The sequence below is a fragment of the Rhizobium sp. 2MFCol3.1 genome, from assembly GCF_000377565.1.
Lineage (GTDB): Bacteria > Pseudomonadota > Alphaproteobacteria > Rhizobiales > Rhizobiaceae > Rhizobium.
This window is the reverse complement of sequence record NZ_KB898354.1, coordinates 552,043-578,923: the sequence shown is the minus strand read 5'-3', so window position 1 is coordinate 578,923 and position 26,881 is coordinate 552,043. Positions and strand designations below refer to the sequence as shown.

The window sequence follows — 26,881 nt, the reverse complement described above, 5'->3', positions numbered from 1 at the left end:
GTCAGGCTTCGCGGAAATACGGTTTGAAATCCGTCGCGTAGCCCTGTCCGTTGATTCGACCTTCGAGCAGCAGCAACGCGCCGAGCCGGCCGATCTCGTCGGAGCTCTTGGCAGCCGTGCCGCAACCGCCCGTCAGAACGCCGACGCGCGGCGACGCGGTGTAGCCGATCATCGGATGCCCGCTCGGCGTAAACGAGACGACGCAGGAGCCGCTTGACGTGGAGACCGGCCGCAGCTCCGGCACGACACGCTCGATCAGCCGCGTCAGATGCGACTGCACGCTCTCGCGCCCATCGGTCTTGAACCAGTCCCGCAGCTCTGGTTCGCGGTCCAGCCTGACATCATCGGGGTCGCCGCCGATCTTCATGTAGACCTTGCCGTCGGGATAGCGGATCGGCGGCAGCATATAGAAATCGTCGAGACCATCGACGCCGTGCGAGATCAGCGACGGCATGTCGGCAAACCGCGCGGCGGCGGCCTCGTCGACCTCGTAGAAGGCGATGGTGCGCGCATAAACCTTCAGATCAACAGGCTGCGGCAAGAGATTCTCCGCAATGGAAAAACCGCCGGCGGCAAGCAGCACCTTCTCGGCCCGATATGTCTTCCCGTCGGCCGTCTCGACGGCAACCAGACCGCCCTCGTCGCGGATCGACAGCGCGACCTCGCGGATGACGGAAGCCCCGGCCCTCTCGGCGGCGATCGACTGCGCCCTGACAAGATTGCGCGGGCTGATATAGCCTGCGCCCGTCGCCTCGTGCACACCCTCGGTGCCGTCGGCAAAAGCGAAGAACGGAAACCGCGCCTTCAGGCCGGCATCGTCAAGCAGCGCCGTCTCGACCCCAAGCGACCGTGCAGCAGACGATGTCCGCTCGACATAGGTGTCCGCCCCACCGCGCCGGGGGCCGACCACGAGGCAGCCGGCGGGCGTGTAGAAGGAGACGCCGCTTTCCCGCTCGATCTCGGCATAGCGGCCGATCGAGCGATTGGCGAGAAGCGCCCAATCCCGGTCGGGATCGATGGTGCGTGTGATGCGGCCCTCGTCGTAGTGGCTGGCGAAGACGCCGTCATGCCGCTTGCGATCCTCGGGCTCGTCCGGGCCGATGACGGCAACGCCATCGGTCGATTTCGCCAGATGCCGGGCGGCGGCAGCGCCCATCATGCCACGGCCGACGATGATATACTTGAAATCCACGCTCATAACCGTCCCGATCTATCGAAAAGAAGGCGTCAGCTGCCGGCCGAAATCGGCCTCTCCGAGCGCGCCTTCCGCAAGCAGCACCGCACCAAGCCGCCCCAACTCGTCGGACGACTTCGCGGCAACGAAATTGCCGCCCGTCAGCACCGCGATGCGTGGCGAGGATGTAAAACCGGCATAGGGATAGGCGGTCGGCGTGAAGGTCGCGACGCAGGGCGCCGATGTCACCGGGCAACCGGCGAGATCAGGCATCAGCTCCAGGGCAGTTGCCACCAGCAGATCGCGCTCGGCGGGATCCCCATCCGACCGGAACCAAGCCCCGGCATCCTGAAGCGTGTCGAAGCTGCGCGTCTCGGTATCGCCGCCAAGCTTCAGATAGGTCTTCCCGTCGGGATAAAGCACTGGCGGAAGAATATAGACATGGTCCTCATCGCGGTCGCCGAAGACGATGCTCGACGGCATGCCGCCGAAGATCGCCTTTTCGCGCTCGCCGAGTTCGTAGAAGACAACCGTGCGCGCCGCGACGCGGGTATCCACGGGCGCGGGAAGAAGCTGGTTGAAATTGCTGAAACCGCCGGCCGCGACAAGCACGCGCTCCGCCGTATAGGTGCGGTCGCCGACGCTCACCTCGACATGCGAGCCGGAATCCTGGACGCTGGTTACCGTCGCATCGATGATGGTGACGCCGCCCACTTCCGCAAGCGCTGTCTGCGCGCGCACCAGGGCGCGTGGATTGACATGGCCAGCCCGGCGCTTCTCGTAATAGCCGCTGAAGCTCTCCCTCAGCGTGAACTCCGGAAAGCGCTGGCGCAAGGTGGCCGCATCCAGCACCTCATACTCGACGCCGAGCCCGTCGGAGACCTCGATCGCGCGTCCGAGATAGCCCTGCCCCGGTTGCGGCACCGGCCCGGCGAACAGGCATCCGGCTTCGGTGAAGAAGGAGATGCCGCTCTTCGCCTCGATCTCGGCGTAACGGTCGAGCGAACGGGCGGCAAGCGTCGCCCAGACGATATTGTCGTCGAAGGTGCGGGTAATGCGCGCCTCGTCATAGTGGCTCGCGAACACGCCGTGATGGCTCTTGCGCTCGACAGGCTCGCTCGGGCCGATCAGCGCCACCCCTTCGATCATCGCGCTCAGATGGCGGGCCGCAGCCGCACCCATCATTCCGCGCCCGATTATGATCGCCTTGAAATCACATGCCATGTCTCACCTCGTTTCAAGGTGAGATAGCACGATCTGCAAGTTGAATCATATTGTTAAGTCATGCCCTCAGGTGATTCAGCCACAAGCGGTTTTGCCCGTGGCTATCCCACGCTGGCGATCAGTTGATCATCGCCAGCACTTTACCGCAATAGGCCTTGGAGACCGGGTTCATGCGGGTCGCCGCGTGGCCGGCATTGTACTTGAGGATGGTATCGCAGGTCTCGCCGCCGCCAAGCGTGTGGGCAGCCGCCAGATACTTCATGCCGTACTTGATGTTGGTATCGGGATCGAAAAGGCCCTTGCTGGAACCCGAATAACCCATCATCCGAGCCGTCGCCGGCTTGATCTGCATGAGGCCGATTTCGCCGGCGCTGCCGCGAGCATTCGGATTGTAGTTGCTTTCGACACGAACAACGGCATGCGCGAGTTCGACCGGGACGTTGTACTCTTTGGCGTACTTGACGATGATCGCCGCATACTTGCTGCCGGGCATATCGGGCATCGAGAAACCGGACGTACGGTCGACGGTGTTGAGTGCCACGGTCTTCTGAGACTTATCGGTCTTGGCGACCTTCTGCACCCGCTGGGTCTTGTGAACTTTCGGAGCCGTCTTCGAGGCTACTTCGGCCGTCTTGGCCTTGTCTGTCTTTTGCGTCTTGAGTGTCTGCGTCGTCTCTGTCGCTTGCGCTCTATTGCCCCATTCGCCTGCGTTTGCGCAATTGAATCCCATCAGCAGTGTGCTGGCGCACACCACAGCAGAAAAAATCTTTCTCATGTAGTCCAGATACTCCAAGCAAAAGAAAAGCTGCGTATAAATGAAATCCGAACGCAGCATAAATTCGCATCAATACTCAAAGTATCAGCGATATTTCTTTTCTGTTTCAATTGACGACGGTCGACAACACACAACAAAACAACCGGCGCCGTTTAGCGACTGCGGTTAGACCATCGCATTGAGGAGATAATAGGGAAAACATGTGGCAGCGCGGCAAACCCGTAAAATCTAGGGGTATATGCCGGCAAATCGGCCCGGTGTCAGGCGCCGTAGCGCGGCAGGGCCGATAGCAGGCGATGCAGCGTGTCGATCGTCGAGAAATCGGCGATCCCATCGACCCTTTCCGGCCTGAAATGGCGCTGGAAGGCTTCGATTTCGCCGGCCATCTTGTCGGAAAATTCGCCTGTGATCTCAGTGCCGTAACCATAGAGCGACAGCATCGACTGCAGGGCTTCGACCGGCTGACCCTGGTCGCCGCGCTGGAAGAAGCGTCCACCGGTGATGGCGGCCGGCGCCACCCAGTGGCCGATACCCCTGGAGTGCAACAATCCCCAGGGGAAGTTTTCGCCCGGATCAAGCTTGCGCCGAGGGGCGACATCGGAGTGTCCGAGCACCCTTTCCGGGGTGATTGACCAACGATCGCCGCAGTCGCGACACAATTCGATCACCGCCTCGAGCTGCGCCTGCGGATACTCGGGGCATCCGCCCGGATGTCCGGCATTGGCGATCTCGATGCCGATCGACGACGAGTTGATGTCGGTTTCGCCCTGCCAGATGCTCTTGCCGGCGTGCCACGCGCGCCGCGCCTCCGGAACGAGCTGCACGACGTCGCCATTCTCATGCACGAAGTAATGGCACGAGACCTGGCTCTCTTCGCGACAGAGCCAGTCGAGCGCTCCGTCCGCGGTCGGCATGCCGGTATAATGGAGAATGATCATGTCGGGCTTTCGCCCGTCGACGCGCCCGCCATGGTTCGGCGACGGCCGTACGCTCGCTTTGGCGTAGTCTGCCGCAAAGGCGGTCATGCGGCGCGGCGTTCCTTCTCGATCGCCTCGTAGGCGGCATTGAGCGCCGCCATGCGTTCATTGGCAATCGCATGAAACTCGGCCGGCACACCGCGCGAGATCAACCGATCCGGATGATGCTCGCTGACGAGACCGTGGTAACGGCGGCGGATCGTCGGGAAATCATCCGACGGAGAAACGCCGAGCACCTTGTAAGGATCGCCGCCGATCGACACATGCCGCGCGGCGATCTGCTCGAAGCGCTGTTCACTCATGTGGAAGATCTCGGCAACATGCGCCAGGAACGCGAATTCCTTCTCATGGATCAGACCATCGGCCTTGGCGATATGGAACAGGCCGTCGAGCACTTCTTCGAGAACCGGGCAATTGGCGGCACAGGTCACGCAGAGCGTCGAAAGCCGCTCCGCATAGGCCTCGTAGCCGGCCACGTCCTGGCGCGCCAGATTATAGAGACGCGCGACATTGGCGGCCTGATCGTCGGGGAATTCGAAAATCTCGCGGAAGGCCTGAACCTCCTTCTCGCTGACGATCCCGTCGGCCTTCGCCATCTTCGCTGACAGCGCGATGATCGCGACGGAAAACGCCACCTTGCGCCGCGTCTCGGGGTCGCCTTCAAAAACCGTGCGAACAGCCTCGACCACGGCGGAAAGCGCATTTCCCGCAGCGTTGCCTATGGCGTTCAGCAGTTTTTCCCAGAAGGACATCAGGTCTCTCGTCTAATAAAAGGAGAAACACCTTGAACAAATAAAGGTTGCCTTTGCAAGACGGGGATTGGCCGCAGGGTTGAAAACACCTTTCACAATTCGGTAATGGTCGCGTGTAACCGAAACATTCGCACCCTTTGCCGGCCCCAAGCCCGACAGCCTCGTGACGCTTTGTCGCGCCGCATCGGGACGCGTTCTGACAGACCCGTCGACGATTTCCACAATCCCATGCAAACCGCGGTTGCTGCTTGAACCGATTAGATCAGCGCCTGCGGGCGACTTGTCCGTCCGACCGCGCTGCAACACGCATTTTTCACAGAAACAACACTTTACACCATCCCTTCTCTGCCGCATCCATGCACGACCGAACCAAGCTTAGACACGGATAGCGGAGACACCCATGGCCAAGAAAAAAGTCGCAATGCTCACGGCAGGAGGCCTTGCACCTTGCCTCTCTTCGGCCGTCGGCGGGTTGATCGAACGCTACACCGACATTGCTCCCGATCATGAACTGATCGCCTACCGCTCCGGCTACCAGGGCGTGCTTCAGGGCGACAGCATCAAGATCACGCCCGAGATGCGCGAGAAGGCCTATCTGCTGCACCGCTACGGCGGCTCGCCGATCGGCAACAGCCGCGTCAAGCTCACCAACGCCGCCGACTGCGTCAAGCGCGGCCTCGTCAAGGAAGGCGAAAACCCGCTCCGGGTCGCAGCCGAGCGCCTCGCCAATGACGGCGTCAGCATTCTCCACACGATCGGCGGCGACGACACCAACACGACGGCTGCCGACCTCGCCGCCTATCTCGCCGCCAACGGCTACGACCTGACGGTCGTCGGCCTGCCGAAGACCGTCGACAACGACGTCGTTCCGATCCGCCAGTCGCTCGGCGCCTGGACGGCGGCCGAAGTCGGCGCGCACTTCTTCGACAATGTCAGCAACGAGCAGACCGCCGCTCCCCGCACCCTCATCATCCATGAAGTCATGGGCCGCCACTGCGGCTGGCTGACGGCGGCCACCGCCCGCGCCTACCTGAAGCGCACCCGCAACAACGAATATGTCGATGGCATGATGACCAATGCCGGCATGAAGAGCATCGACGCGGTCTATCTGCCCGAAACGCTTTTCGACCTCGAAGAAGAATCGGCGCGCCTGAAGGAGATCATGGACCGCACCGGCCATGCCACCGTCTTCGTCTCGGAAGGCGCGTGCCTCGACGCCATCGTCGCCGAGCGTGAAGCGGCCGGCGAAACCGTCAAGCGCGACGCCTTCGGCCACGTGAAGATCGATACGATCAATGTCGGCGGCTGGTTCCAGAAGCAGTTCGCGAGCCTGTTGAACGCCGAGCGTTCGCTGGTTCAGAAATCCGGCTATTTCGCCCGCTCCGCCCCTGCCAACGGCGACGATCTGCGCCTGATCCAGAGCATGACCGACCTCGCCGTCGAGAGCGCGCTGAACAAGGTCTCTGGCGTGACCGGCCACGACGAAGGCCAGAACGGCAAGCTGCGCACCATCGAATTCCCGCGCATCAAGGGCGGCAAGGCTTTCGACACCTCAGTCAAGTGGTTCGGCGAACTGATGGACGAGATCGGCCAGAAATACGAAGACGCATGATTGACGCAGGCGAGATATGATGTCTTTGCTTGTCCTCTAATGAAAGAGGAGGAGATTCCATGTCGCTCGAAGCTTGGCTAGCATTTGCTGCAGCATCGGCAATCATGCTGGCTATCCCAGGGCCGACGATTCTCCTCGTCGTATCTTATGCGCTCGGCCACGGCCGCAAGACAGCCTTTGCGACCGTGAGCGGCGTGGCGCTCGGCGACTTCACCGCGATGACGGCATCGCTCTTCGGCCTCGGCGCGCTTCTGGCGGCCTCCGCCACGCTGTTCACCATCCTGAAGTTCATCGGCGGCGCCTATCTGATCTGGCTCGGCATCAAGCTCTGGCGGGCGCCGATCATTGACGGCCCGATGGCCGACAATGACAATCTGCCCGAGGAAAAATCGCTGAAGATCTTCCTCCACGCCTATGTAGTGACCGCGCTCAACCCGAAGAGCATCGTGTTCTTCGTAGCCTTCGTACCGCAGTTCTTGAATCCTGCGCTTCCCTTCTTCGGTCAGATGCTGATCATGGAAGCGACCTTCCTGGTGCTCGCGACCATCAATGCCTCCACCTACGCCCTTGCCGCGCATGCCGCGAGGGGCCTGATTCGCAAGGCCGCCGTGCAGCGCGCGGTCAATCGCACGGGCGGCACATTGCTCATTGCGGCCGGCGCCGTGACCGCCGGATATCGCCGCATCGCCGCCTGAAAATCTCAGGTTACCGACCGCGAAAAGCTCAAGAAATTTTCCGTGGGTTGCCGCAAAGCAACGAATAGGTTAATTGGCAATTCAGGGCTTAAGGTTTTTGGTAACTTTTGACGCTGCCGGGGTGGCGCGTTTTCACGAGAGTGAGAGTATGGCAGCGATCGGTTTTTCCGGCTTTAAACGCAATCTCATCGTATCCACGATGCTGTGCTGCGTTGCTGCTGGCTGCTCGAGCGTCGAATACACATCCCAGGCAGATTTGATGGCCGAACAGGTCGTCGTTCCTACTCCGAAGCCCGGCGAAGACGCGATGTTCGCGGCCATTCCTGCAGGCGAAGGCACACCGAGTACTCAGATCGGCGGCGACCAGACCGCTGCATCCGTCGCAACCGCCGCCATGCCGGCAGTCGATTCGGCACAGCAGACCGCGCAGTTGCAGCCTGCCGCTTACGGCCAGATTCCGCTGACGCCTGAAATGACCGCGATCCAGTCCGTGGTGCCGACACCGCGACCGGGTGCGCCGTCGACCGAACTCGCTTTCGCCGCCAGCCCGCAGAACAATGCCATTGCCGCCCTTTCGGCGATCGACACCACGCCGCACTCGATGATGGACTACGGCTTCGACACGTCGGGCCCGATGGACCCGCCGACCGCGCCGCCCATGTTCGGCGACAATGACAGCGACGACGATGGCGCGCCGACTGTTGAGAAAAGCGCGATCACCAAGATCATCGAAAAGTATTCGCAGATCTACAAGGTGCCCGCGACGCTGCTTCACCGCGTCGTTCACCGCGAAAGCCGGTACAACCCGAAGGCCTACAACAAGCGCGGCTACTTCGGCCTCATGCAGATCAAGTACAACACCGCCAAGTCGATGGGTTACGACGGCCAGCCTGAGGGCTTGTTCGACGCCGAAACCAACATCAAATACGCCGCGAAGTATCTGCGCGGCGCATGGCTGGTGTCCGACAACAGCGAAGACAATGCCGTCAGACTCTATGCCCGCGGCTACTATTACGATGCCAAGCGCAAGGGCATGGACGACATCGCCCACGGCAACTACTAAGCCTTGTAGCCTCTAACGTCTCTATTGCGCGAGATCGGCCGAGGCCGATCGGGTCGGCGGCGGCAGCTTCGCCAGTATCTCTTTCAGCAGAATTTCCGGCCGGTATCTGAGCCAGCTCGGTGTCAGCCCGAGCCTGACCATGACGAGACTGGCCGACGGCACGATCACCATGCTCTGTCCATCATGTCCTTCCAGCCAGAAGGCGTCGTCCGGAATGCCGGTCTCCCCACTCCTGCCGCTGCCGGGCGGGCGAAGCCAGGACTGACCATGCGAATACATGCCGCCGGAAGATGCCGTCGGCGTGCGCATCATGCTCATGAAGCTCTCGGGCAGCAGCCGCTCGCCGTTCCAGACCCCATCCTGCAGCAAGAACTGCCCGAACCGCACCCAATCGCGCGCCGTCGCATAGAGATAGGAGCTGCCGGCGAAGGTGCCCCGCGCATCCACTTCGAAAACAGCACTCGACATGCCGAGCGGATCGAACAGAGCCGTCCTCGGATAATCGATCGCCTGCTTCTCGTCGCCCAAGCGATCCATCCAGATGCGGGAGATCAACACGGAGGTTCCGCTGGAATAATTGAACTGCGTGCCGGGATCGTCGTCGAGATCAAGGCTTGCTGGCAGCGCCGTCTGGTCCGCGTCGAGATAGAGCATCCGGGTGACGTCAGCCACCGTGCCGTAGTTCTCGTTGAACCTGAGGCCGCTCTCCATCCCAAGCAGCTGCCCAAGCGTGATCTGCGACCGCTTGTCGTCGCGCCATTGCGAAAACAGCCCGGCATCACCGGCATCGATCCTGCCGTCGAGCATCAACCGACCGACGAGCGCGGCATTGACCGTCTTCGTCATAGACCAGCCGATCAATGGCGTTTGCGGGCCAAAACCCTTGCCGTAGCTTTCGGCGACGATCTTGCCGTAATGCACGACGACGACCGCACGCATGTTTTCACCGGTCAAACGGGGGTCGGCGAGCAGCGCTGAGATCGCCGCATCGTTTTCGATCGGCAGCACGGCTGCGTCCTCGGAAGGCTTCGTGACGATGGGCTCGGGCACCGCCTTTCGCGCGGCGGCGAAATCGCCATCCGGCACCGCCGTGCAGCCGAGGCCATCGCGATAGATCGCATAATTGGCGGCAAACAGGCCGAGGATGCGCGCCGTCACCTGCTTGCCGGCCTCATCGACCTGCACGCGAATCAGCCTCAGCAAGGGATTGCCGGGCGCCTGGACGTCTTCGGCAAGCACGGCATTCGCATTGCGTCCGGCCAGGAAGACATTCGAGCAGACGATCTTCGCCGCATAGCCGTCACCGATCCTGAGCAACTCCGGCGGCCTGACATAAAGCCAGCCAGCACCCGCAATGACGATAACGGCAACGCCTGCAGCCGCCGCCTTCAAGATACGCAGAACACGTCCCATAAGCGCCCCTCCGAACCGATAGAGAAGCAGGAAATTGTCGTTTAGAAAGCCCCGTCAAGTGCTCACCATTCTCAATTGCGCGAGGTGTCCACAGCCAAGGCCGCCCACAGGCGACGTCATCAAACTGTAGTGCCGTCGCGTTAAACGCCCTGAACGCTAAATGTTGAGAGACTCACTTATGACGGAATTTGCCCCGGATGCCGGCTTCCGCAAGAACCGGAAACTCAAGGCAGCTCTTCTCCGCCACAAGGCCTTTTCGAAAGAGGGCCTGTCCGAACGTCTTTTCGGGCTGCTCTTTTCCGGCCTCGTCTATCCGCAGATCTGGGAAGATCCCGATCTCGACATGAAGGCGATGGAGCTTGAGCCTCATCACCGCATCGTCACCATCGGCTCCGGCGGCTGCAACATGCTCGCCTATCTCTTGCAAAGCCCGGCTTCGATCGATGTCGTCGATCTCAACCCGCACCATATCGCGCTGAACAAGCTGAAGCTCGGCGCCTTCCGCCATCTTCCCGCCCATGCCGATCTCGTTCGCTTCCTGGCAAGGCCGAACCAGTCCGCCAACAGCCAGGCCTTCGATCGCTTCCTGTCGGCCAATCTGGATGAAGCGACGAGCAACTACTGGAACGGCCGCAAGTTCGGCCGCCGCCGCGTCACGGTCTTCGACCGCAACATCTACAAGACGGGCCTGCTCGGCCGCTTCATTGGTGCCGCACATCTTCTCGCCCGCGTCCACGGCATCGACCTCACCGGCGTTGCCAAGGCGAAGACGATGGAAGAACAGCGCCAGCTTTTCGACGAGAAGATTGCGCCTCTGTTCGAAAAGCCTGTCGTGCGCTGGATCACCAGCCGCAAGAGCTCGCTCTTCGGCCTCGGCATCCCGCCGCAGCAATATGACGAGCTCGCAAGCCTCGCCGCCGACAATTCGATCGCGCCGGTTCTGCGCCACCGCCTGGAAAAGCTCACCTGTCATTTCCCGATGCAGGAAAACTACTTCGCCTGGCAGGCTTTCGCCCGCCGTTATGCCGATGAAGGCGAAGGTCCACTGCCGACATACCTGAAGGCGGAGCACTACGAGGCGATCCGCGCCAATGTCGACCGCGTCAGCGTCCATCACGCAAGCTTCACCGAGCTGCTTGCCGGCGAGCCGGCCGCCTCGCGCGACCGCTACATCCTGCTCGACGCGCAGGACTGGATGACGGACCAGCAGCTCAACGACGTCTGGTCGGAAATCTCGCGCACCGCACGCGACGGCGCCCGCGTCATCTTCCGCACCGCCGCCGAAAAGAGCATCATCGAAGGCCGCCTCTCGCCCGCCATCCGCGACCAATGGACCTATCTCGAGGACCGCTCGCTCGAACTGACCGCGCTCGACCGCTCGGCCATCTACGGCGGCTTCCACATCTATGTGAAGAAGCCGTGAGCCAGACGGATATGAGCCAGGCCGACACGCGCCCAACTGCCCCCTCGGAGAAGCATGCCGACCTCATGGACGGCATGTATCGCTACCAGCGCCATATCTATGACCTGACGCGCAAGTACTATCTCCTCGGCCGCGACCAGACGATCCGCAACCTCGATCTTATCAGGGGCGCCACGCTGCTCGAGGTCGGCTGCGGCACCGGTCGCAACCTGGCGCTCGCCCACAGGCATTATCCTGAGGCCAAGCTCTACGGCCTCGACATCTCGCAGGAAATGCTGATCTCGGCCCGCAAGACCTTCGCGGGGTTGAACACATCAGCCGATTTCCGCGTCGCCGACGCCACGGCCTTCGATGCCCGCGATTTCGGCGTCGATGGCTTCGACCGGGTGATGATCTCCTACGCGCTGTCGATGATCCCCGATTGGGAGCGCGCGATCGACGCATCGCTTGCGGCCCTTGCCCCCGGCGGCCAGCTGCACATCGTCGATTTCGGCCAGCAGGAAGGCCTGCCCGGCTGGTTCCGCGCCCTGCTGCGCTCCTGGCTCGACAAGTTCCACGTCACGCCGCGAGCGACGCTGCGCGACGTCCTGCAGGCCAAGGCTGATCAGGAAAATGCCCAGCTGATCTTCAAGACGATCGGCGGCGGCTATGCCTGGCGGGCGATAATAATTAAGGCCCGCTAATATTTAGCTTGAAACTAACCGATTTTTTACGTTGATATGGTGAATAGAGAGGGCATCTAAGCGCTGGACGCGTCAATTCGAAGGTCAGGCTGTGGGGCAAAAAGATCATTCGGTTCACGACGGAACATCCATGCGCCGGCTTCTGTTATGCGTATTGCCCCTTGCCCTCATGCTCGCTGGCTGCACCTCCTCGGGCTATGATTATCTATCCACCGCCTCGATAAAGCCGAAGATGCGCTTCCAGGACACCGATCCGCAGGATTTCGGGCCTAAGCATCCGCAGCAGAATGCCATCCACGGCATCGACATCTCCAAGTGGCAGGGCGATATCGACTGGCAGACGGTGCGCAAGTCAGGCGTCGACTTCGCCTTCATCAAGGCGACCGAAGGCAAGGACCGCATCGACCCACGCTTCAGCGAATATTGGCAGGAAGCTCGTCAGGTCGGCATTCCGCACGCCCCCTATCATTTCTACTATTTCTGCTCGTCCGCCGACGAACAGGCGGACTGGTTCATCAGCAACGTGCCGAAGGAATCCATGAAGCTGCCGCCGGTGCTCGATGTCGAGTGGAACGGTGAATCGAAGACCTGCCGCACACGTCCCGATCCCGAGACCGTGCGCTCGGAGATCAAGCGCTTCATGGACAGGCTCGAAGCCTATTACGGCAAGCGCCCGATCATCTACACCTCGGTCGACTTCCACCGCGAAAATCTCGACGGCTATTTCCAGGATTATCACTTCTGGGTCCGCTCGGTGGCGAAGCACCCCGAGGTCACCTACGCCAACCGTCGCTGGGCCTTCTGGCAGTACACCTCGACCGGCGTGATCCCTGGGATCAAGGGCCCGACTGACATTAACGTGTTCGCGGGTTCGGCAAAGAACTGGAATAACTGGGTGGCGGCCGTATCCAAGGATAGGAATTCTTAGTAACGTCCCGTTTTCTTTCTTGCTTCTGTCACAATCATTTGGGACATCGACAGCAATTCAAGCAATGACGAGGATACACTCCATGCACCGCACGCCTGCAAGCCGTTCTGCGCTCGCTCTCCTCCTTGCCGCTGGTCTGGCGACCGGCGCGGCAGCGCAAACACCGGCCCCGGCCACACCGGCCCCGGCCACACCGGCCCCGGCCGCACCGGCCGGTCAGGCGCCCGCGACGGCGGCAGCCCCCGCCGCTCCGGCTGTCGCATGTGACGGCGATCTCTCCACCTTCCTCGCCGGCGTCAAGGCCGAAGCGATTGCGGCCGGCGCTTCCGCCGAAGCAGCCGACAAGGCGCTTGCCGGTGCCCAGATCGACCCGAAGGTGCTGAGCCGCGACCGCGCCCAGGGCGTGTTCAAGCAGACCTTCCTCGAATTCTCGCAGCGCACCGTCAGCCAGGCCCGCCTCGACATTGGCCGCCAGAAGATGAAGCAGTTCGCCGACGTCTTTTCCCGCGCCGAACAGGAATACGGCGTGCCTCCTGGTGTCATCACCGCCTTCTGGGCGATGGAAACCGATTTCGGCGCCGTACAGGGCGATTTCAACACCCGCAACGCGCTCGTGACGCTCGCTCATGATTGCCGCCGTCCGGAGCTCTTCCGCCCGCAGCTGATCGCGCTGATCGAGATGGTCCAGCATGGCGACCTCGACCCCGAGACCAACACCGGCGCCTGGGCGGGCGAAATCGGCCAGGTGCAGATGCTGCCGCGCGATATCATCGCCTACGGCATGGACGGCGACGGCGACGGGCATGTGCGCCTGAAGCAGAGCGGCCCGGACGCCATCCTGACCGCTGCCAAGTTCATCCAGCACCTCGGCTTCCAGAAGGGCCAGCCCTGGCTGCAGGAAGTCACCATCCCGCAGGACCTGCCCTTCGAAAAGTCGGGCCTCGGCGGCACGATGACGGCGGGTGAATGGTTCGCGCTCGGCGTCAAGCCGCGCAACGGCGACGTAAGCTTCGGCACGCTGCGCGGCGATCTCGTCCTGCCGCAGGGCCGCCTCGGACCGGCCTTCATCGCCTATCCGAACTTCGGCATCTATCTCGAATGGAACAAGTCCTTCATCTACACGACCTCGGCCGCCTATTTCGCGACCCGCCTCTCCGGCGCCGAGCCCTATCTGAAGGGCACGCCTGAGCAGGGCCTGACCAACGACCAGATGAAGGAACTGCAGACCAAGCTCGACACGATGGGCCACGATGTCGGCGCCATCGACGGCATCCTCGGCTCCGGCACCCGCGTCGCCATCCAGAAGCAGCAGCAGCGGCTCGGCATGCCGGCCGACGGCTGGGCGACGCCCGCCCTCCTCAACGCGCTCTGAGCGCCCGCGAAAAAGCTGAAAACGACGACAACAGCCGGGCCAAGCGCCCGGCTTTTTCGTTTTCCGTTTTCGTGAGCGTTTTCAGCGGCCTGTACCGCGCCTGCAATCCGCCACAGGCGTAAATGGCGGGTCGCCCTTTTTTACGCTCCGTTAAAATGTGTGAATATTTTTCCGACCGATTTTGTCGTGAAGATTCAGGCAAGTAGCTTTTGTCACCGGTGAGGGATGTGACATTTTCGCCGCATCGCAGCAAAAAAAGCGCTTTCCAACTGCCACAGTCCCGACATATTATCAGCTCGTTAACGCGAGGAGACAGACATGGGACTGACACGATCCTTGAATGTCCTTTTGATCGGTGCGGCGTTTCTTTTCGTGCTGTCGATGCTTTTCATCTGACACAGGATGCCGCTTCAAACGGACTATGCCGACACTCCTAGATAGCGCAGAGTTCATGAAACAGAAAAAGCGCAGGCCATCGCGGTCTGCGCTTTTTCAGTTCTATTGCCTGCGAACGTCGCCCTGATCAGGCGGCAGCACCGGCGCTCTTGGCGGCATTGCGCTTGAAGCCGAGGTTCGTCAGAACCGCCGAGACCAGCGGAGAGCGGTTCATCGTATAGAGATGGAAATCCGAGATACCGCGACGGGCGAGATCCTCTATCTGCTCGGCGGCGACATCGGCCGCGACCTTGGCGCGCTCTTCCGGCTTGTCGTCATACCCCTCGAAGCGCTCGTCTAGAAACGCCGGAATGACCGTGCCGCAGGCGCCGGCAAAGCGCTTCAGCTGCGTGAGGTTCATGATCGGCATGATGCCGGGAACGACGGGAATGGTGATCCCGGCCGCACGCACCTTCTCCAGGTAGCGCTCGAAATTGTCGTTGTCGAAGAAGAACTGCGTCAGCGCCCGGTTGGCGCCGTTATCGGCCTTGCGCTTCAGCATGTCGATATCGGCGGCGACATCGCGGCTTTCAGGATGCTTTTCCGGATAGGCCGAGACGGAAATCTCGAAATCGCCAAGCTCGCGCAGGCCGGCGACCAGCTCGGAGGCGTTGGCGTAGCCACCCGGATGCGGCGTGTAGGGCGCGCCGACGCCATCGGGCGTATCGCCACGCAGCGCCACGAAGTGCTTCACGCCAGCCTTGCGGAAGCTATCGACGACGCTGTGCGTCTCTTCCTTGGTGGCGCCCACGCAGGTGAGGTGCGAGGCGGTGGCAAGCGGCGTGGAGCTGATGAACCGCGACACGGTCGCCAGCGTCGGCGCCTTGGTCGTGCCGCCGGCACCGTAGGTCACCGACACGAAGTCGGGGTTCCAGTCCTGCAACTCGCTGACCGTCTTCCAGAGCTGGCCCTCGGCCTCTTCCGACTTCGGCGGAAAGAACTCGAACGAGATGCCGATCCTGTTGCGCGCGTCGTGGTTCAAAGCCATGTCAGTCTCTCCCGGCAAATGTGGGTGCGGCGTGATCGCTCTCGGCGGAGGCCATCAGGCGCCTGGGGTCGCGCGCGAGCCAGATGGTGACCGTAAGTCCCTGCCCGCTCTCGTGCCCCGGATGAAGATCGACGACCTGCTCGATATCGAGCCCCGCCTTGCGCAGCCAGTCGGTCATCGACTGGTGCGAGAAGCCGAGACGCACATGCGCGTGGTCGTCACGAAGATATTCCAGCGTGTGAGGCGCCAGATCGATGATGACGAGCCGTCCGCCCGGGCGCAGCATGCGCGCCGCTTCCCCGATGGCGATTTCCGGCTGGTCGAAGAAGTGCAGCACCTGATGGATCGTGACCAGATCGAAATCCTGCGCCTCGAAAGGCAGGTTCAGGATATCGGCATGGCGTACCGAGGCCTTGGTGATGCCCGTCCGGTCGAGATTGGCGCGGGCGACGCTCAGCATGTCGCGGCTGGCATCGACGCCGATCGCGCGGCGGTAGAGCCCCGAGAGAAGCTCCAGGATGCGGCCGGTGCCGGTGCCGAGATCGAGCAGCGAATCGATCGGCTGGCTGCCGAGCAGCCGGATAACGGCGGCATCGACCTCCTCGTCGGCCGCGTGCAGGCGGCGAAGCTCGTCCCACTCGGCGGCGTTGCGGCTGAAATAGGCCTGCGCCCGCTCCGAGCGCTGGCGCTTCACGGCATCGAGCCGTTCGCCGTCGCGCAGGATGACAGGATCGTTGTCGGAGGCATGCGCCAGAAGATTGCGCACGAAGCTCGCTGCCTTCCCTTCCTGCCGCAGCCGGAAATAGGCCCAGGCGCCTTCCTGGTAGCGATCGATGAGATCGGCTTCGCCAAGCAGCTTGAGATGGCGCGAGATACGCGGTTGGGATTGTCCGAGAATTTCGGTAAGATCGGTCACGGTCACGTCGCCGGCGGCCAGCAGCGCCAGAAGACGCAGGCGCGTCGGCTCGCCCGCCGCCCGCAGCACGTCCACCAACGCATCTAAACCTAGCCTGACGGGTTCACCCATATCCGATCCAATCAACATATAAAGATATCTTTATGTGAAATGATTTGGTCGTGCAAGCGGGATTTCGATCGGTTCACGAAATTCCCTGCGCAAATCGCGACATCTCTCCTCACAAAAAAGCCCCGGCGAACCGGGGCTTTTTCTATAGTTGCTCTTCCGAGCGAAGACTTATCGCGTCAGGCGCTTGTAGGCCTGGCTGCCCGGGTTCAGCGCGTCGGGACCGAGGCGGCGAACCTTGTCTTCTTCGTAGTCCTCGAAGTTGCCTTCGAACCATTCGACATGGCCGTCGCCTTCAAAGGCGAGGATGTGCGTCGCCAGGCGGTCGAGGAACATGCGATCGTGGCTGATGATGATGGCGCAGCCGGCGAAGGCTTCGAGCGCGCTTTCAAGCGCACCGAGCGTTTCCGTATCGAGGTCGTTGGTCGGTTCGTCGAGGAGGAGAACGTTGCCGCCGGCCTTCAGCATCTTGGCGAGGTGAACGCGGTTGCGCTGACCACCCGAGAGATTGCCGACCTTCTGCTGCTGATCGCCGCCCTTGAAGTTGAAGGCGCCGCAATAGGCGCGCGAGTTCATGTCGAACTTGCCGAGCTTGATGACTTCGGCACCGCCCGAGATTTCTTCCCAGACGGTCTTGTTGCCGTCGAGCGCATCGCGGCTCTGGTCGACATAACCGAGATGAACGGTGTCACCGATGCGGATCGAGCCGGCATCCGGCTTTTCCTGGCCGGTGATCATCTTGAACAGCGTCGACTTGCCGGCGCCGTTGGGGCCGATGATGCCGACGATACCGCCAGGCGGCAGCTTGATCGACAGATCGTTGATCAGCGTGCGGCCTTCGAAGCCCTTGTTGATGCCTTCGAGCTCGATGACCACCTGGCCGAGACGCTCGGAAACCGGGATGATGATCTGCGCATCGCCGGGCCGGATGTTTTCGGCGGCATCGACCAGCTGTTCGTAGGCCTTGATACGAGCCTTCGACTTGGCCTGACGGGCCTTCGGGCTGGAAGCGATCCACTCCTGTTCACGCGACAGCGCCTTCTGGCGGCCGGCTTCTTCGCGGGCTTCCTGCTGCATGCGCTTGGCCTTCGCCTGCAGGTAAGCGGAGTAGTTGCCTTCGTAAGGAATGCCGCGGCCGCGGTCGAGCTCGAGAATCCAGCCCGTGACGTTATCGAGGAAGTAGCGATCGTGGGTAATCATCATCACGGCGCCAGGATAGTCGCGCAGGTGCTTTTCAAGCCAGGCGATCGTCTCGGCGTCGAGGTGGTTGGTCGGTTCGTCGAGGAGGAGCAGGTCCGGCTGCGACAGCAGCAGGCGGCAGAGCGCGATACGGCGACGCTCACCACCCGAAAGCAGCGTGACGTCGGCGTCCTTCGGCGGGCAGCGCAGCGCTTCCATCGCCATCTCGACCTGCTGTTCGAGGTCCCAGAGGTTCTGGCTGTCGATGATGTCCTGGAGCTTGGCGCCTTCATCGGCGGTCTCATCGGAATAGTTCATCATCAGTTCGTTGTAGCGGTCGAGCACGGCCTGCTTGTCGGCCACGCCTTCCATGACGTTTTCGAAGGCGTTCTTGGCCGGATCGAGATGCGGCTCCTGCTCGAGGTAACCGACGGTCGCACCTTCGGCGAGCCAGGCTTCACCGGTGAATTCCTTGTCCTGGCCGGCGATAATGCGCAGCACCGTCGACTTACCGGCGCCGTTCGGGCCGAGGATACCGATCTTGGCATCCGGGTAGAACGACAGGTTGACGTTTTCGAGGATCTTCTTGGCGCCGTAGGACTTGTTCAGTCCCGACATGTGGTAGATGAACTGACGTGCCATCGGTAATTCTGCTCCGGGGGAAATTGGTTTGCCGCTATGTAGGCGAATTGGCGCCCGGGGGCAACGCGCCAGCGGCAAAATCCACCCGCTTTGTCGCAGATCACCCGCAGTTTGCGGCTGAAAGTCAGCCCACTCTACCGCAGCGCGGCATGATCGATCCGGAAAAGCTGGAAATCGCTGCGTGTGGGCGGATTGACCCGTTCCAGCCCCGGCCAGCCATCCCCACGCGCCAATGCGGCGTAAAGCGGCGCCTGCGCCGGATCGGCTTCGAGAGGAAAGCGGCAGACGGCGACATAATCGAAAGGCGCCAGCGCCTCACGGCGCAGCTGCGGATCCGGGGTCATGAATGCCTCGAACATCCGCTTCATGCCGGGCGACGCACGATGAAACGGCATGGCGCCGACCGAGAAGCCCGTCGGCGCCGCCATGATGAGCGGCAGCGCGACCCCCTGCGGCACGGCCACTCGTCCGGGTGGGACGGCGCCAAGCACGGAGAAATCCTGCCCCGCGCATTCGCTCGCCGTCATGTAGTCGACCTCGTCGAATGTGTGCTCGGACGACCGGAGCAGTACGAGGGACAAGCAAAGCGCTACGGCAATAGCAGCAGCGGCGGCTCCGCAAAGCCGGTAAGCCCTGTCGAAAGCCGGTGATTTCATCGTCATCGTCGCAATGACGGCGGGCAGGAAGACCGGCATCAGCGCGATCGGAAAGCGAATGTTGCGGGTCACGAAGACGGTCAGGATCAGCGCGCCCAGCGCCATGAGATAGGCAATGGCCGGTCCAAACGACCGCTCCCGCATTCTGAATCGGACAAGCGGCGCGACAAAGGCGGCAATGGCGGCCGTCAATGCAAGGAGCACCAACAGATCACGTCGGTCGTTTTCATAGAAGTACAGGATGCTCTTCTCTTGCCAGATCCGGTCGAACCACAGCTCGCGCGAGAGCGGATCGATGATGCCGTATGGTCCCGACATGCAGGATGGAAAGAAGAACGCGGCGGCGATCAGCAGAGCGCCAGCCGGAATTGCCAGCGCCAGCAGCCGCTGAAGCGGACCGGAGCGATCGCGCTGGATCGCTGCGCATGCACCAAGAATGGCGGCAAATCCACACAGCAGAAAGATATAGGGAGCCGAGAAGGCATCGCATTGCGTCGAAACCGCGCCAGCGGGGCCGATGAACGCCATGGCGGACACAAGCGTCACGCTCGCCATCGAAACGGATGAAGCAACGAGGACGGTGCGAACTCCGGCGACGTTGCAAATGTAGCAGAGAACGAGCCCGCCATAGGCGATGACGACGAACGGCAGGCATTCCAGGCCGATCACCGTCGAGATCGCCGCTCCCGCACCGATCATCAGCCCGCCTGCCCGATCCCATCGCACGAGCCCCGCGACTATCATCAGAAGGGCAACGATCTGCACGTTATGGTGATCGATGCGACCGGGCGAAAACTCGGCCACGCCTATGCTCATCAGCACAGTCGCGATCATGAGCGACAGCGTGAGCGCCGTCTCACTCAGCACGAACTCCGCAAGCAGGCGGCGTGCGGTCGCCGCAACCAGCAGGCAGCAGAGCGACAGCATCATCGGCGGCCAGACGTGGAAGGCAACGGAAAGCCCATGCGCGGTCGGCATGAAGGGCTGCAGCAACCAGGCAATCGCCACGTAAGGAAGATCGACCAGCCGGGACCATGGCGAGACGTAGATCGCCGGCATCGAGATGAAGGGCAGCGAAAGATCGAACCAATGCCCCTGCGGGGACATCAGGTGACGGATCTGAAGTTCCCGCAACTGATCGTCGATATCGCCAACGAACAGTATGCCATCGGCGGCATCGAACAACACCATCGCGAGCGCGGTCGCATAGACGACCAGAAACATTCGCCACAGTCGCATATCGCTTGCGGCGGCCTGATCGCTTTCAGATGCAACTATGTCGGACATCGGTCGTCACTCGAGCTGTTGGTCACCGCCAGCCCAGGACGATAGACGTCAAAAATTGAGATTATCCTACGACTTCAAAAACCAGCCGCGTCGACGATCCCCTCGTTGCAGCCGAAGGCTGTCCGACCCGCGCCCTGGATGAGATCGCCGAGATCCTTGCCTTTGCGATCCGTCGCATCGGCGGAGAGACCAATCGTCAGTTCGCTGATCACGCGGCTGTTGCCGGCGCGGCGGCAGCTCATCTTTACCCGGTCGCCGGCGCCCGGGCCGAAGCTCTTGTCGAAGGCCGCCTTGATCGCGTCTCCAGTTAGTGACTTGCCGATATTGGCGGCGAACAGTTCCTGGACGGCGGATCCGTTCAGGTCCTCGATCAGCCTTACGGCATCGGCGAAGTAGGCGTCGGCGCTCATGCCCGTGCAGGTGCCGTGCTTGATCCATTCATGCCGCTCGAGCGCCGATTGGGTGCCTGGCATGACCTTGTCGAGCGATGCCTTCGTCTCGGCCGAGAGTTTTACCTCCGGCAGGTCTCTCCAGTCGCCGCCCTTGTCTGCGGAGCGATCAGCATCGGAAACGCCGCAATAATCCTTGCGCATCGGCCAGAGCCCGTGCAGCGAGAAGTTCTTGGCGTCGTAGCGGTCGCTGCCCTGGCTGGCGCATTCGGCCTTGCGCTGGTTGGTCTGGCAGAAGGCCGGTTGCCAGCTGGCCGCGAGAATGAAGCGCGTGCGCCCGCCGCCCTCCTGCGCAAAGGCCGGGACGGCCATGATCGACAACAGGAACAATGCGATGACGCGAAAACCGAGATTGCCCATACCCATCCCCACAAAGAACAATTCATGAACATGAAAGCACGCGACGCATCGGCAGGCAAGCGGCAAAACGCGCCAAGCGAAAATCTCCGGCACAACCTATCCCGCCTGTTGCATTTGGCGGATGTTCTGGTCTTCTCCCGCCACGGAGGAAATCATGTTCTCAGAAACCCGGCGCCTCGACCATGCAGGCGCTTCACTGGCCTATCACTATCAGCAGCCCGAAGGCACTGAGCGCGGCATCCTGCTGATCAGCCACGGATTGGCCGAGCACTCGAAACGCTACCAGCGCTTCGCGGAGATGATGGCCGCACGCGGCTATCACGTCTACGCCCACGACCATCGCGGTCACGGCGAGACCACGGCGCCGGACGCGCCGATCGGTCGCTTCGCAAGGCGTAATGGCGCGAGCCTTGTCATCGACGATATCGAGGCGATCCGCGACGAAGCGGCGACCGAGCATCCGGGCCTGCCGATCATCCTCTTCGGCCACTCCATGGGCGGGCTGATCGCGCTCAACGCGGCCGTCACCTATCCGCGAAAATTCGACGCTGTCGCTGTCTGGAACTCGAACTTCAATCCCGGCATCGCCGGACGCGCCGCGCAGGCGATCCTTTTGATCGAGCGCGCGCTGAAAGGCTCCGACGTCCCGAGCGACCTGCTGCCGAGGCTCACCTTCGGCACCTGGGCGAAATCGGTCGCCAACCGCCGCACGGATTTCGACTGGCTGTCGCGCGACCCCGCTGAAGTCGACAAGTATGTCGCCGATCCGCTCTGCGGCTTCGGTGCCTCCGTCTCGCTCTGGCTCGACCTCTTCGAACTGACCTTCCGGGCGCCGCAAAAAGAACATCTCGCCCGCCTGCCGACCGAGACGCCGATCCACTTGGTCGGTGGCGGCCAGGATCCAGCGACGGAGAATGGAAAAGCCATCCTCTGGCTGTCAAACCATTTGAAAACGCATGGTTTCTCCCGTATTAGCACTGAGATATATCAGGATATGCGCCACGAGACCTTGAACGAGATCGGCGCCGACGCCGCCATATCGGCATTCGCCGATTGGTGCGATCAGGCAACCGCGCGTCCCGTGGGCGGCTGATCCCGCTCCTCTACCCCAAAATCAGAGAATTCCGTCATGAGCAGCAACGCGGCAACCGGCACCAGCAACACCCCATCGGAAGTGATGTTGGGACTGGTCCTGATGTTCGTCTCGGTGCTGCTGTCGCCCATCATCGACATTTTCTCCAAGCTTGCCATCACCACGGTCCCCTCAGCCCAGATCACCGCGGCGCGCTTCGGCGTGCAGGCGCTCTGCATGCTGCCCATCGTGCTCTGGCGTCACAACCTCACCGACATCACCTGGAAGCAGAGCTTCTTCCACGCCATCCGCGGCGCCATCATCACCGTCTCGATGATCTCCTTCGTCACCACGCTGAAATACATGGCGGTTGCCGATGCCATCGCCATCTTCTTCGTCGAGCCGATCATCCTGACGATCCTGAGCAGCATCTTCCTCAAGGAAAAGATCGGCTGGCGCCGCTACACCGCCTGCGGCGTCGGCTTCTTCGGGGCAATCCTCATCATCCAGCCGAGCTTCCAGGAAGTCGGTTATGTCGCACTGCTGCCTGTCGTCAGTGCAATCTGCATCGCCATCTCCGCGATGATGAACCGGGCGCTGGCGCAGCGCGAGGATCCCTGGGTCATGCAGTTCCACATGGGCCTCTGGGGCCTGCTCATCTGCGCCATCCTGCTCTATCTCGGCCAGGGCAGCGGCTCCGACGTGCTCGACCCTGTAATCCCCGACACCCGCGCCTGGCTCTATCTGCTGGGCGTCGGCGTCTCCGCCGCGATCGCCGGCATCTTCGGCGTCTATGCCTATCGCTCGGCGCCGGCCTCGACGCTGGCACCGCTGCAATATTTCGAGATCGTCTCCGCCACGGCCTTCGCCTGGCTGGTGTTCGGCGATTTCCCGGATGCGCTGAAATGGCTGGGCATATTCATCATCATGGGCTCCGGCTTCTACATCATCTGGCGCGAGCGGCGCTTTGCATCGAAGCCCGTATCCGATACATCTGAGGAGACGCGGGCACCCTGATCTGATCGTGGGAGGAACATGACGGAGACCCAGCCTAACAAAGCGCCGCTCGCAGGCATTCGTGTCATTGAGCTCGCGCGTGTCCTGGCTGGCCCCTGGGCCGGCCAGATGCTGGCCGATCTTGGCGCCGATGTGATCAAGGTCGAGAACCCCGATGGTGGCGACGATACGAGGCACTGGGGTCCCCCCTTCGTCGAGGGTGCCGATGGCGAGAACCTTTCGGCCGCCTACTACCACGCCGCCAATCGCGGCAAGCGCTCGATAACGGCCGATCTCCGCAGCGAGGAAGGCCAGGCGCTGGTCCGCCGGCTGGTCGCCACCGCCGATGTCGTCATCGAGAACTTCAAGCTCGGCGGCCTCGTCAAATACGGGCTGGACTACGAGAGCCTGCGCAAGATCAATCCCAAGCTCGTCTATTGCTCGATAACAGGCTTCGGCCAGACAGGCCCATATGCCGGCCTCGCAGGCTACGATTACATCGTCCAGGGCATGTCGGGCTTCATGTCGATAACAGGCGAACCCGATGGACAGCCGATGAAGGCGGGCGTCGCCATCGCCGATATCTTCACCGGCACCTACGCGGTCTCGGCGATCGAGGCAGCCCTCATCCACGCGCTGAAGACGGGCGAAGGCCAGCTGGTCGACATGGCGCTGCTCGATGTCCAGTCGGCGGTGCTCGCCAACCAGAACATGAACTACCTCGTATCCGGCCGCCCGCCGACGCGCCTCGGCAACGCCCATCCCAACATCTCGCCCTACGAGGTCGTCCCCACATCAGACGGCTACCTCATCCTCGCCATCGGCAACGACGGCCAGTTCCGCCGCCTATGCACCATCCTCGGCCTCGAAGGGGTCGCCGGCGACGAACGCTTCGCCACCAACAAGGCCCGCGTCGCCAATCGCGACGAAGTGAGACGCTTGGTCTCGACCGAAACGCTGAAGTGGGCGAAGGCAGATCTTCTTGCCGCCTGCGAGGCGAACGCCGTCCCCTCGGGCGCGATCAACACTATCGAGGACATGTTCAACGATCCGCAGATCGTCGCGCGCGGCCTGCGCATCGATCTCGAGGATAGCGCCGGCACTGTCATTCCGGGTGTCCGGACACCCGTCGTCCTGTCGCGGACGCCGCTCAGTTATGAAAGGCCCAGTCCACGACTGGGAGAGCACCAGGAGGAGGTGCTGGCCGAACTCATCCAATGGGAGGGGAACAAATGAAAAGGACAGGCGGAGAACTGATCGTCGAGGCATTGAAGGCAAATGGGGTGAAACGCCTCTCCTGCGTTCCCGGCGAGAGTTTCCTCGCCGTCCTCGACGCGCTTTACGATAGCGACATCGAGGTCATCGTCTGCCGCCAGGAGGGTGGCGCCGCGATGATGGCCGACACGTGGGGCCGCCTCACCGGCGAACCCGGCATCTGCATGGTCACCCGCGGCCCCGGCGCCACCAACGCGACCGCGGGCCTGCACATCGCCAGGCAGGATTCCATCCCGATGATCCTCTTCATCGGCCAGGTCCAGCGCGATGCCCGCGAGCGTGAGGCCTTCCAAGAGGTCGAGTTTCGCCGCGCGCTGACCGAATACGCCAAGTGGGTGGGCGAAATCGACGACGCGGCCCGCATCCCCGAATTCGTCACCCGTGCCTTCGCGCTCGCCACCTCCGGCCGTCCCGGCCCCGTCGTATTGTCACTGCCCGAGGACATGTTGCGCGACACGGTCGAGGCGCCCCGCGCCAGGCGCTACGCCCGCGTCGAAGCCCATCCCGGCCGCAGCCAGGTCGACGACTTCTATCTGCGCCTGCTGAAGGCTGAGCGCCCCATGGTCATCCTCGGCGGCTCGCGCTGGGATGCCGATGCGGTAGCCGACTTCAAGACCTTCGCCGAGCGCTTCAGTCTCCCCGTCGGCTGCTCCTTCCGCCGCCAGATGCTGTTCGATCATCTGCATCCCGGCTATGCCGGCGATATCGGCGTCGGCATCAATCCCGAGCTGGCGCGGGAGATCAAGGAGAGCGATCTGCTGATCCTGCTCGGCGGCCGCATGTCGGAAATGCCGTCTTCCGGCTATACGCTGATCGACATCCCCTACCCACAGCAACAACTCGTCCACATCCACCCCGACCAGTCCGAACTCGGCCGTGTCTATCGCCCGGATCTCGCCATCGCAGCCAGCCCACAGGACTTCGTTGCAGCCCTTGCCGACCTCGAGGCGCCCACGCAGGCGCGATGGGCGGACCGCACCGAGCGCATGCATCAAGCCTATCTCGCCTGGTCTACACCGCGCCAGACTGGACCCGGCGACGTCCACATGGGCCCGATCATGGCATGGATCGAAGAGAACACGCGGCCCGACGCCATCTTCACCAACGGCGCCGGCAATTATGCGACATGGCAGCACCGCTACCACCGCTTCCGGCAGTTCAACACGCAGGCGGCCCCGACGTCAGGCTCCATGGGCTACAGCGTCCCCTCAGCAGTCGCCGCCAAGGCGCTGTTTCCGGATCGCGAAGTGATCTGCTTTGCCGGCGACGGCTGCTTCCTCATGCACGGCCAGGAATTCGCCACCGCCATCCGCTACAAGCTGCCCTTCATCACGCTTCTGATCAACAACGGCATGTACGGCACGATCCGCATGCATCAGGAGCGCGAATATCCCGGACGTGTCAGCGGCACCGGCCTCACCAATCCCGATTTCGCAGCCCTTGCCCGCGCCTATGGCGGCCATGGCGAGACGGTGGAAAAGACCGAGGACTTCGCCCCCGCCTTCGAGCGCGCTCGCGAAAGCGGCCTGCCCGCGATCATCGATATCAAGCTCGACCCCGAGGCGATCACACCGACACGCACGCTCTCGGAAATCGCGCAAACAAAAAGCCGGTGAACAGACGAACTGTTCACCGGCTCTCAAGTCGCAATGGAAACGATCTTAGATCGCAGCCGTGACGATGAACTCGACCTTGTACTTCGGAGCGGCCAGCTTGGCTTCGCTGGTGGCGCGAGCCGGCGTGTTGGCCGGGTCGACCCAGGCTTCCCAGGCAGCGTTCATTTCAGCGAAGTCCGAGATGTCGGAGAGGTAGATCAGCGTCTGCAGGATCTTCGACTTGTCGGAGCCGGCAGCGGCCAGCAGGCGATCGACTTCAGCAAGCGCGTCCTTGCACTGGTCGGTCACGGTTGCGCCTTCGCCAACCTGGCCGGCGAGGTAAACGGTGTTGCCGTGGATGACCGCGCCGCTCATGCGGGCGCCAACGTCGATACGCTTGATGCTCATGGTATTCTCCTTGTCATGATATGAAAGAGGCGCCGCACCTAAGCGCAGCGCCGGACTTTACAGCCCGCGCCCTTAATCAGGTGCGGATGTGATGGGTTTTCTGGTAGATCGCCGTCGAGCGGGCGCCGGAGCGGCAATAGCCGAGCATCGGGCGCGGGAATTCGTCGAGCGCATCGACCATGCCGGCGACAGCCTCTTCCGTCACGCCCATCGGGCCGACGGGAACGTGAGCGATCTCGAGACCCAGCTCCTTGGCTCGCGCCGCGATATCGGCGAACGGGGTCTGGTCCATGCTTTCCTGGTCCGGACGATGGCAGACGATGGACTTGAAGCCCATGGCCTTGATCTCGTCGAGCTCATCGACCGTGATCTGGCCGGAAACCGAATATTCGTCGTCGATCTGGCGGATGTCCATCGCAAATAC

At 62.2% G+C, this 26,881-nt stretch carries 24 protein-coding genes; 11 read left to right on the top strand and 13 right to left on the bottom strand.

The window, feature by feature from the left end; all coding sequences use genetic code 11:
* Position 1 precedes the first annotated feature (1 nt).
* The 5 genes from D460_RS0105725 to D460_RS0105705 all read right to left on the bottom strand — a co-directional run bounded on the left by D460_RS0105725 (position 2) and on the right by D460_RS0105705 (position 4,902).
* Positions 2-1,198: an FAD-dependent oxidoreductase gene (locus D460_RS0105725; RefSeq protein WP_018897558.1), complete on the bottom strand. Its 1,197-nt coding sequence runs from the start codon at positions 1,196-1,198 to the stop codon at positions 2-4.
* Between the two features lie 12 nt (positions 1,199-1,210).
* Positions 1,211-2,398 carry an FAD-dependent oxidoreductase gene (locus D460_RS0105720; protein ID WP_018897557.1) on the bottom strand — a complete coding sequence of 396 codons (1,188 nt, stop codon included), beginning with the start codon at positions 2,396-2,398 and terminating at the stop codon, positions 1,211-1,213.
* Between the two features lie 118 nt (positions 2,399-2,516).
* A complete protein-coding gene (locus D460_RS36700) occupies positions 2,517-3,173 on the bottom strand; it encodes a lytic transglycosylase domain-containing protein (protein WP_026282824.1) in 657 nt (218 codons plus the stop codon).
* Positions 3,174-3,433: 260 nt separating this feature from the next.
* A complete protein-coding gene (locus tag D460_RS0105710; protein WP_018897555.1) occupies positions 3,434-4,198 on the bottom strand; it encodes an N-acetylmuramoyl-L-alanine amidase in 765 nt (254 codons plus the stop codon).
* Entirely contained in the window at positions 4,195-4,902 is a 708-nt protein-coding gene (locus D460_RS0105705; RefSeq protein ID WP_018897554.1) for a DnaJ family molecular chaperone, read from the bottom strand. The genes D460_RS0105710 and D460_RS0105705 overlap by 4 nt, the downstream gene beginning before the upstream one ends.
* A gap of 400 nt (positions 4,903-5,302) precedes the next feature.
* Here D460_RS0105705 and D460_RS0105700 point away from each other — a divergent pair, with 400 nt between their 5' ends.
* The 3 genes from D460_RS0105700 to D460_RS0105690 all read left to right on the top strand — a co-directional run bounded on the left by D460_RS0105700 (position 5,303) and on the right by D460_RS0105690 (position 8,272).
* Entirely contained in the window at positions 5,303-6,514 is a 1,212-nt protein-coding gene (locus D460_RS0105700) for a pyrophosphate--fructose-6-phosphate 1-phosphotransferase (protein WP_018897553.1), read from the top strand.
* A gap of 59 nt (positions 6,515-6,573) precedes the next feature.
* Positions 6,574-7,209: a LysE family translocator gene (locus D460_RS0105695; protein ID WP_018897552.1), complete on the top strand. Its 636-nt coding sequence runs from the start codon at positions 6,574-6,576 to the stop codon at positions 7,207-7,209.
* A 148-nt stretch (positions 7,210-7,357) separates the two neighbouring features.
* Positions 7,358-8,272 (top strand): lytic transglycosylase domain-containing protein, encoded by a 915-nt coding sequence (locus tag D460_RS0105690; RefSeq protein ID WP_018897551.1) that lies wholly within the window; start codon positions 7,358-7,360, stop codon positions 8,270-8,272.
* 21 nt (positions 8,273-8,293) lie between these two features.
* On the opposite strand, the gene D460_RS0105685 is transcribed toward D460_RS0105690, so the two are convergent.
* Complete coding sequence (locus tag D460_RS0105685; RefSeq protein ID WP_018897550.1) at positions 8,294-9,685, bottom strand: serine hydrolase; 1,392 nt, start codon at positions 9,683-9,685, stop codon at positions 8,294-8,296.
* A gap of 178 nt (positions 9,686-9,863) precedes the next feature.
* Here D460_RS0105685 and D460_RS0105680 point away from each other — a divergent pair, with 178 nt between their 5' ends.
* From D460_RS0105680 to D460_RS0105665, 4 genes are all read left to right on the top strand, one after another.
* Positions 9,864-11,108: a DUF3419 family protein gene (locus D460_RS0105680; protein WP_018897549.1), complete on the top strand. Its 1,245-nt coding sequence runs from the start codon at positions 9,864-9,866 to the stop codon at positions 11,106-11,108.
* 11 nt (positions 11,109-11,119) lie between these two features.
* Positions 11,120-11,791 carry a class I SAM-dependent methyltransferase gene (locus tag D460_RS0105675; RefSeq protein ID WP_026282823.1) on the top strand — a complete coding sequence of 224 codons (672 nt, stop codon included), beginning with the start codon at positions 11,120-11,122 and terminating at the stop codon, positions 11,789-11,791.
* A gap of 130 nt (positions 11,792-11,921) precedes the next feature.
* Positions 11,922-12,719, top strand: coding sequence for a GH25 family lysozyme (locus tag D460_RS0105670; protein WP_026282822.1), 798 nt, complete (start codon positions 11,922-11,924; stop codon positions 12,717-12,719).
* Between the two features lie 82 nt (positions 12,720-12,801).
* Complete coding sequence (locus tag D460_RS0105665) at positions 12,802-14,091, top strand: lytic murein transglycosylase (protein ID WP_018897546.1); 1,290 nt, start codon at positions 12,802-12,804, stop codon at positions 14,089-14,091.
* 523 nt (positions 14,092-14,614) lie between these two features.
* Here the strand turns inward: D460_RS0105665 and metF are convergent.
* The 5 genes from metF to D460_RS0105640 form a co-directional block, all read right to left on the bottom strand.
* Entirely contained in the window at positions 14,615-15,514 is a 900-nt protein-coding gene (gene metF / locus D460_RS0105660; protein WP_018897545.1) for a methylenetetrahydrofolate reductase [NAD(P)H], read from the bottom strand.
* Between the two features lies 1 nt (position 15,515).
* Positions 15,516-16,541 carry a metalloregulator ArsR/SmtB family transcription factor gene (locus D460_RS0105655; protein WP_026282821.1) on the bottom strand — a complete coding sequence of 342 codons (1,026 nt, stop codon included), beginning with the start codon at positions 16,539-16,541 and terminating at the stop codon, positions 15,516-15,518.
* A gap of 168 nt (positions 16,542-16,709) precedes the next feature.
* Entirely contained in the window at positions 16,710-18,359 is a 1,650-nt protein-coding gene (gene ettA / locus D460_RS0105650) for an energy-dependent translational throttle protein EttA (protein WP_018897543.1), read from the bottom strand.
* A 134-nt stretch (positions 18,360-18,493) separates the two neighbouring features.
* Entirely contained in the window at positions 18,494-20,302 is a 1,809-nt protein-coding gene (locus D460_RS0105645) for a hypothetical protein (RefSeq protein WP_155947677.1), read from the bottom strand.
* Positions 20,303-20,376: 74 nt separating this feature from the next.
* A complete protein-coding gene (locus D460_RS0105640; protein ID WP_018897541.1) occupies positions 20,377-21,111 on the bottom strand; it encodes a hypothetical protein in 735 nt (244 codons plus the stop codon).
* Positions 21,112-21,265: 154 nt separating this feature from the next.
* Here D460_RS0105640 and D460_RS0105635 point away from each other — a divergent pair, with 154 nt between their 5' ends.
* Genes D460_RS0105635 through D460_RS0105620 form a run of 4 tightly spaced genes read left to right on the top strand, consistent with a single transcriptional unit; the run spans position 21,266 to position 26,070 of the window.
* Positions 21,266-22,204 carry an alpha/beta hydrolase gene (locus D460_RS0105635; protein WP_018897540.1) on the top strand — a complete coding sequence of 313 codons (939 nt, stop codon included), beginning with the start codon at positions 21,266-21,268 and terminating at the stop codon, positions 22,202-22,204.
* A 36-nt stretch (positions 22,205-22,240) separates the two neighbouring features.
* Positions 22,241-23,200, top strand: coding sequence for a DMT family transporter (locus D460_RS0105630; protein ID WP_018897539.1), 960 nt, complete (start codon positions 22,241-22,243; stop codon positions 23,198-23,200).
* Positions 23,201-23,218: 18 nt separating this feature from the next.
* Entirely contained in the window at positions 23,219-24,415 is a 1,197-nt protein-coding gene (locus D460_RS0105625; RefSeq protein WP_018897538.1) for a CaiB/BaiF CoA-transferase family protein, read from the top strand.
* Complete coding sequence (locus D460_RS0105620; protein WP_018897537.1) at positions 24,412-26,070, top strand: thiamine pyrophosphate-binding protein; 1,659 nt, start codon at positions 24,412-24,414, stop codon at positions 26,068-26,070. The genes D460_RS0105625 and D460_RS0105620 overlap by 4 nt, the downstream gene beginning before the upstream one ends.
* A 45-nt stretch (positions 26,071-26,115) precedes the next feature.
* Here the strand turns inward: D460_RS0105620 and D460_RS0105615 are convergent, their stop codons facing one another.
* A complete protein-coding gene (locus tag D460_RS0105615) occupies positions 26,116-26,457 on the bottom strand; it encodes a RidA family protein (RefSeq protein WP_018897536.1) in 342 nt (113 codons plus the stop codon).
* A 76-nt stretch (positions 26,458-26,533) separates the two neighbouring features.
* Positions 26,534-26,872: a TIGR01244 family sulfur transferase gene (locus D460_RS0105610; protein WP_018897535.1), complete on the bottom strand. Its 339-nt coding sequence runs from the start codon at positions 26,870-26,872 to the stop codon at positions 26,534-26,536.
* Positions 26,873-26,881 lie beyond the last annotated feature (9 nt).

Bases quoted from the DNA above. Each gene is read 5' to 3' on its own strand.
- D460_RS0105725 (WP_018897558.1), bottom strand. From the start codon at position 1,198: ATGAGCGTGGATTTCAAGTATATCATCGTCGGCCGTGGCATGATGGGC.
- D460_RS0105720 (WP_018897557.1), bottom strand. From the start codon at position 2,398: ATGGCATGTGATTTCAAGGCGATCATAATCGGGCGCGGAATGATGGGT.
- D460_RS36700 (WP_026282824.1), bottom strand. From the start codon at position 3,173: ATGAGAAAGATTTTTTCTGCTGTGGTGTGCGCCAGCACACTGCTGATG.
- D460_RS0105710 (WP_018897555.1), bottom strand. From the start codon at position 4,198: ATGACCGCCTTTGCGGCAGACTACGCCAAAGCGAGCGTACGGCCGTCG.
- D460_RS0105705 (WP_018897554.1), bottom strand. From the start codon at position 4,902: ATGTCCTTCTGGGAAAAACTGCTGAACGCCATAGGCAACGCTGCGGGA.
- D460_RS0105700 (WP_018897553.1), top strand. From the start codon at position 5,303: ATGGCCAAGAAAAAAGTCGCAATGCTCACGGCAGGAGGCCTTGCACCT.
- D460_RS0105695 (WP_018897552.1), top strand. From the start codon at position 6,574: ATGTCGCTCGAAGCTTGGCTAGCATTTGCTGCAGCATCGGCAATCATG.
- D460_RS0105690 (WP_018897551.1), top strand. From the start codon at position 7,358: ATGGCAGCGATCGGTTTTTCCGGCTTTAAACGCAATCTCATCGTATCC.
- D460_RS0105685 (WP_018897550.1), bottom strand. From the start codon at position 9,685: ATGGGACGTGTTCTGCGTATCTTGAAGGCGGCGGCTGCAGGCGTTGCC.
- D460_RS0105680 (WP_018897549.1), top strand. From the start codon at position 9,864: ATGACGGAATTTGCCCCGGATGCCGGCTTCCGCAAGAACCGGAAACTC.
- D460_RS0105675 (WP_026282823.1), top strand. From the start codon at position 11,120: ATGAGCCAGGCCGACACGCGCCCAACTGCCCCCTCGGAGAAGCATGCC.
- D460_RS0105670 (WP_026282822.1), top strand. From the start codon at position 11,922: ATGCGCCGGCTTCTGTTATGCGTATTGCCCCTTGCCCTCATGCTCGCT.
- D460_RS0105665 (WP_018897546.1), top strand. From the start codon at position 12,802: ATGCACCGCACGCCTGCAAGCCGTTCTGCGCTCGCTCTCCTCCTTGCC.
- metF (WP_018897545.1), bottom strand. From the start codon at position 15,514: ATGGCTTTGAACCACGACGCGCGCAACAGGATCGGCATCTCGTTCGAG.
- D460_RS0105655 (WP_026282821.1), bottom strand. From the start codon at position 16,541: ATGGGTGAACCCGTCAGGCTAGGTTTAGATGCGTTGGTGGACGTGCTG.
- ettA (WP_018897543.1), bottom strand. From the start codon at position 18,359: ATGGCACGTCAGTTCATCTACCACATGTCGGGACTGAACAAGTCCTAC.
- D460_RS0105645 (WP_155947677.1), bottom strand. From the start codon at position 20,302: ATGTCCGACATAGTTGCATCTGAAAGCGATCAGGCCGCCGCAAGCGAT.
- D460_RS0105640 (WP_018897541.1), bottom strand. From the start codon at position 21,111: ATGGGCAATCTCGGTTTTCGCGTCATCGCATTGTTCCTGTTGTCGATC.
- D460_RS0105635 (WP_018897540.1), top strand. From the start codon at position 21,266: ATGTTCTCAGAAACCCGGCGCCTCGACCATGCAGGCGCTTCACTGGCC.
- D460_RS0105630 (WP_018897539.1), top strand. From the start codon at position 22,241: ATGAGCAGCAACGCGGCAACCGGCACCAGCAACACCCCATCGGAAGTG.
- D460_RS0105625 (WP_018897538.1), top strand. From the start codon at position 23,219: ATGACGGAGACCCAGCCTAACAAAGCGCCGCTCGCAGGCATTCGTGTC.
- D460_RS0105620 (WP_018897537.1), top strand. From the start codon at position 24,412: ATGAAAAGGACAGGCGGAGAACTGATCGTCGAGGCATTGAAGGCAAAT.
- D460_RS0105615 (WP_018897536.1), bottom strand. From the start codon at position 26,457: ATGAGCATCAAGCGTATCGACGTTGGCGCCCGCATGAGCGGCGCGGTC.
- D460_RS0105610 (WP_018897535.1), bottom strand. From the start codon at position 26,872: ATGGACATCCGCCAGATCGACGACGAATATTCGGTTTCCGGCCAGATC.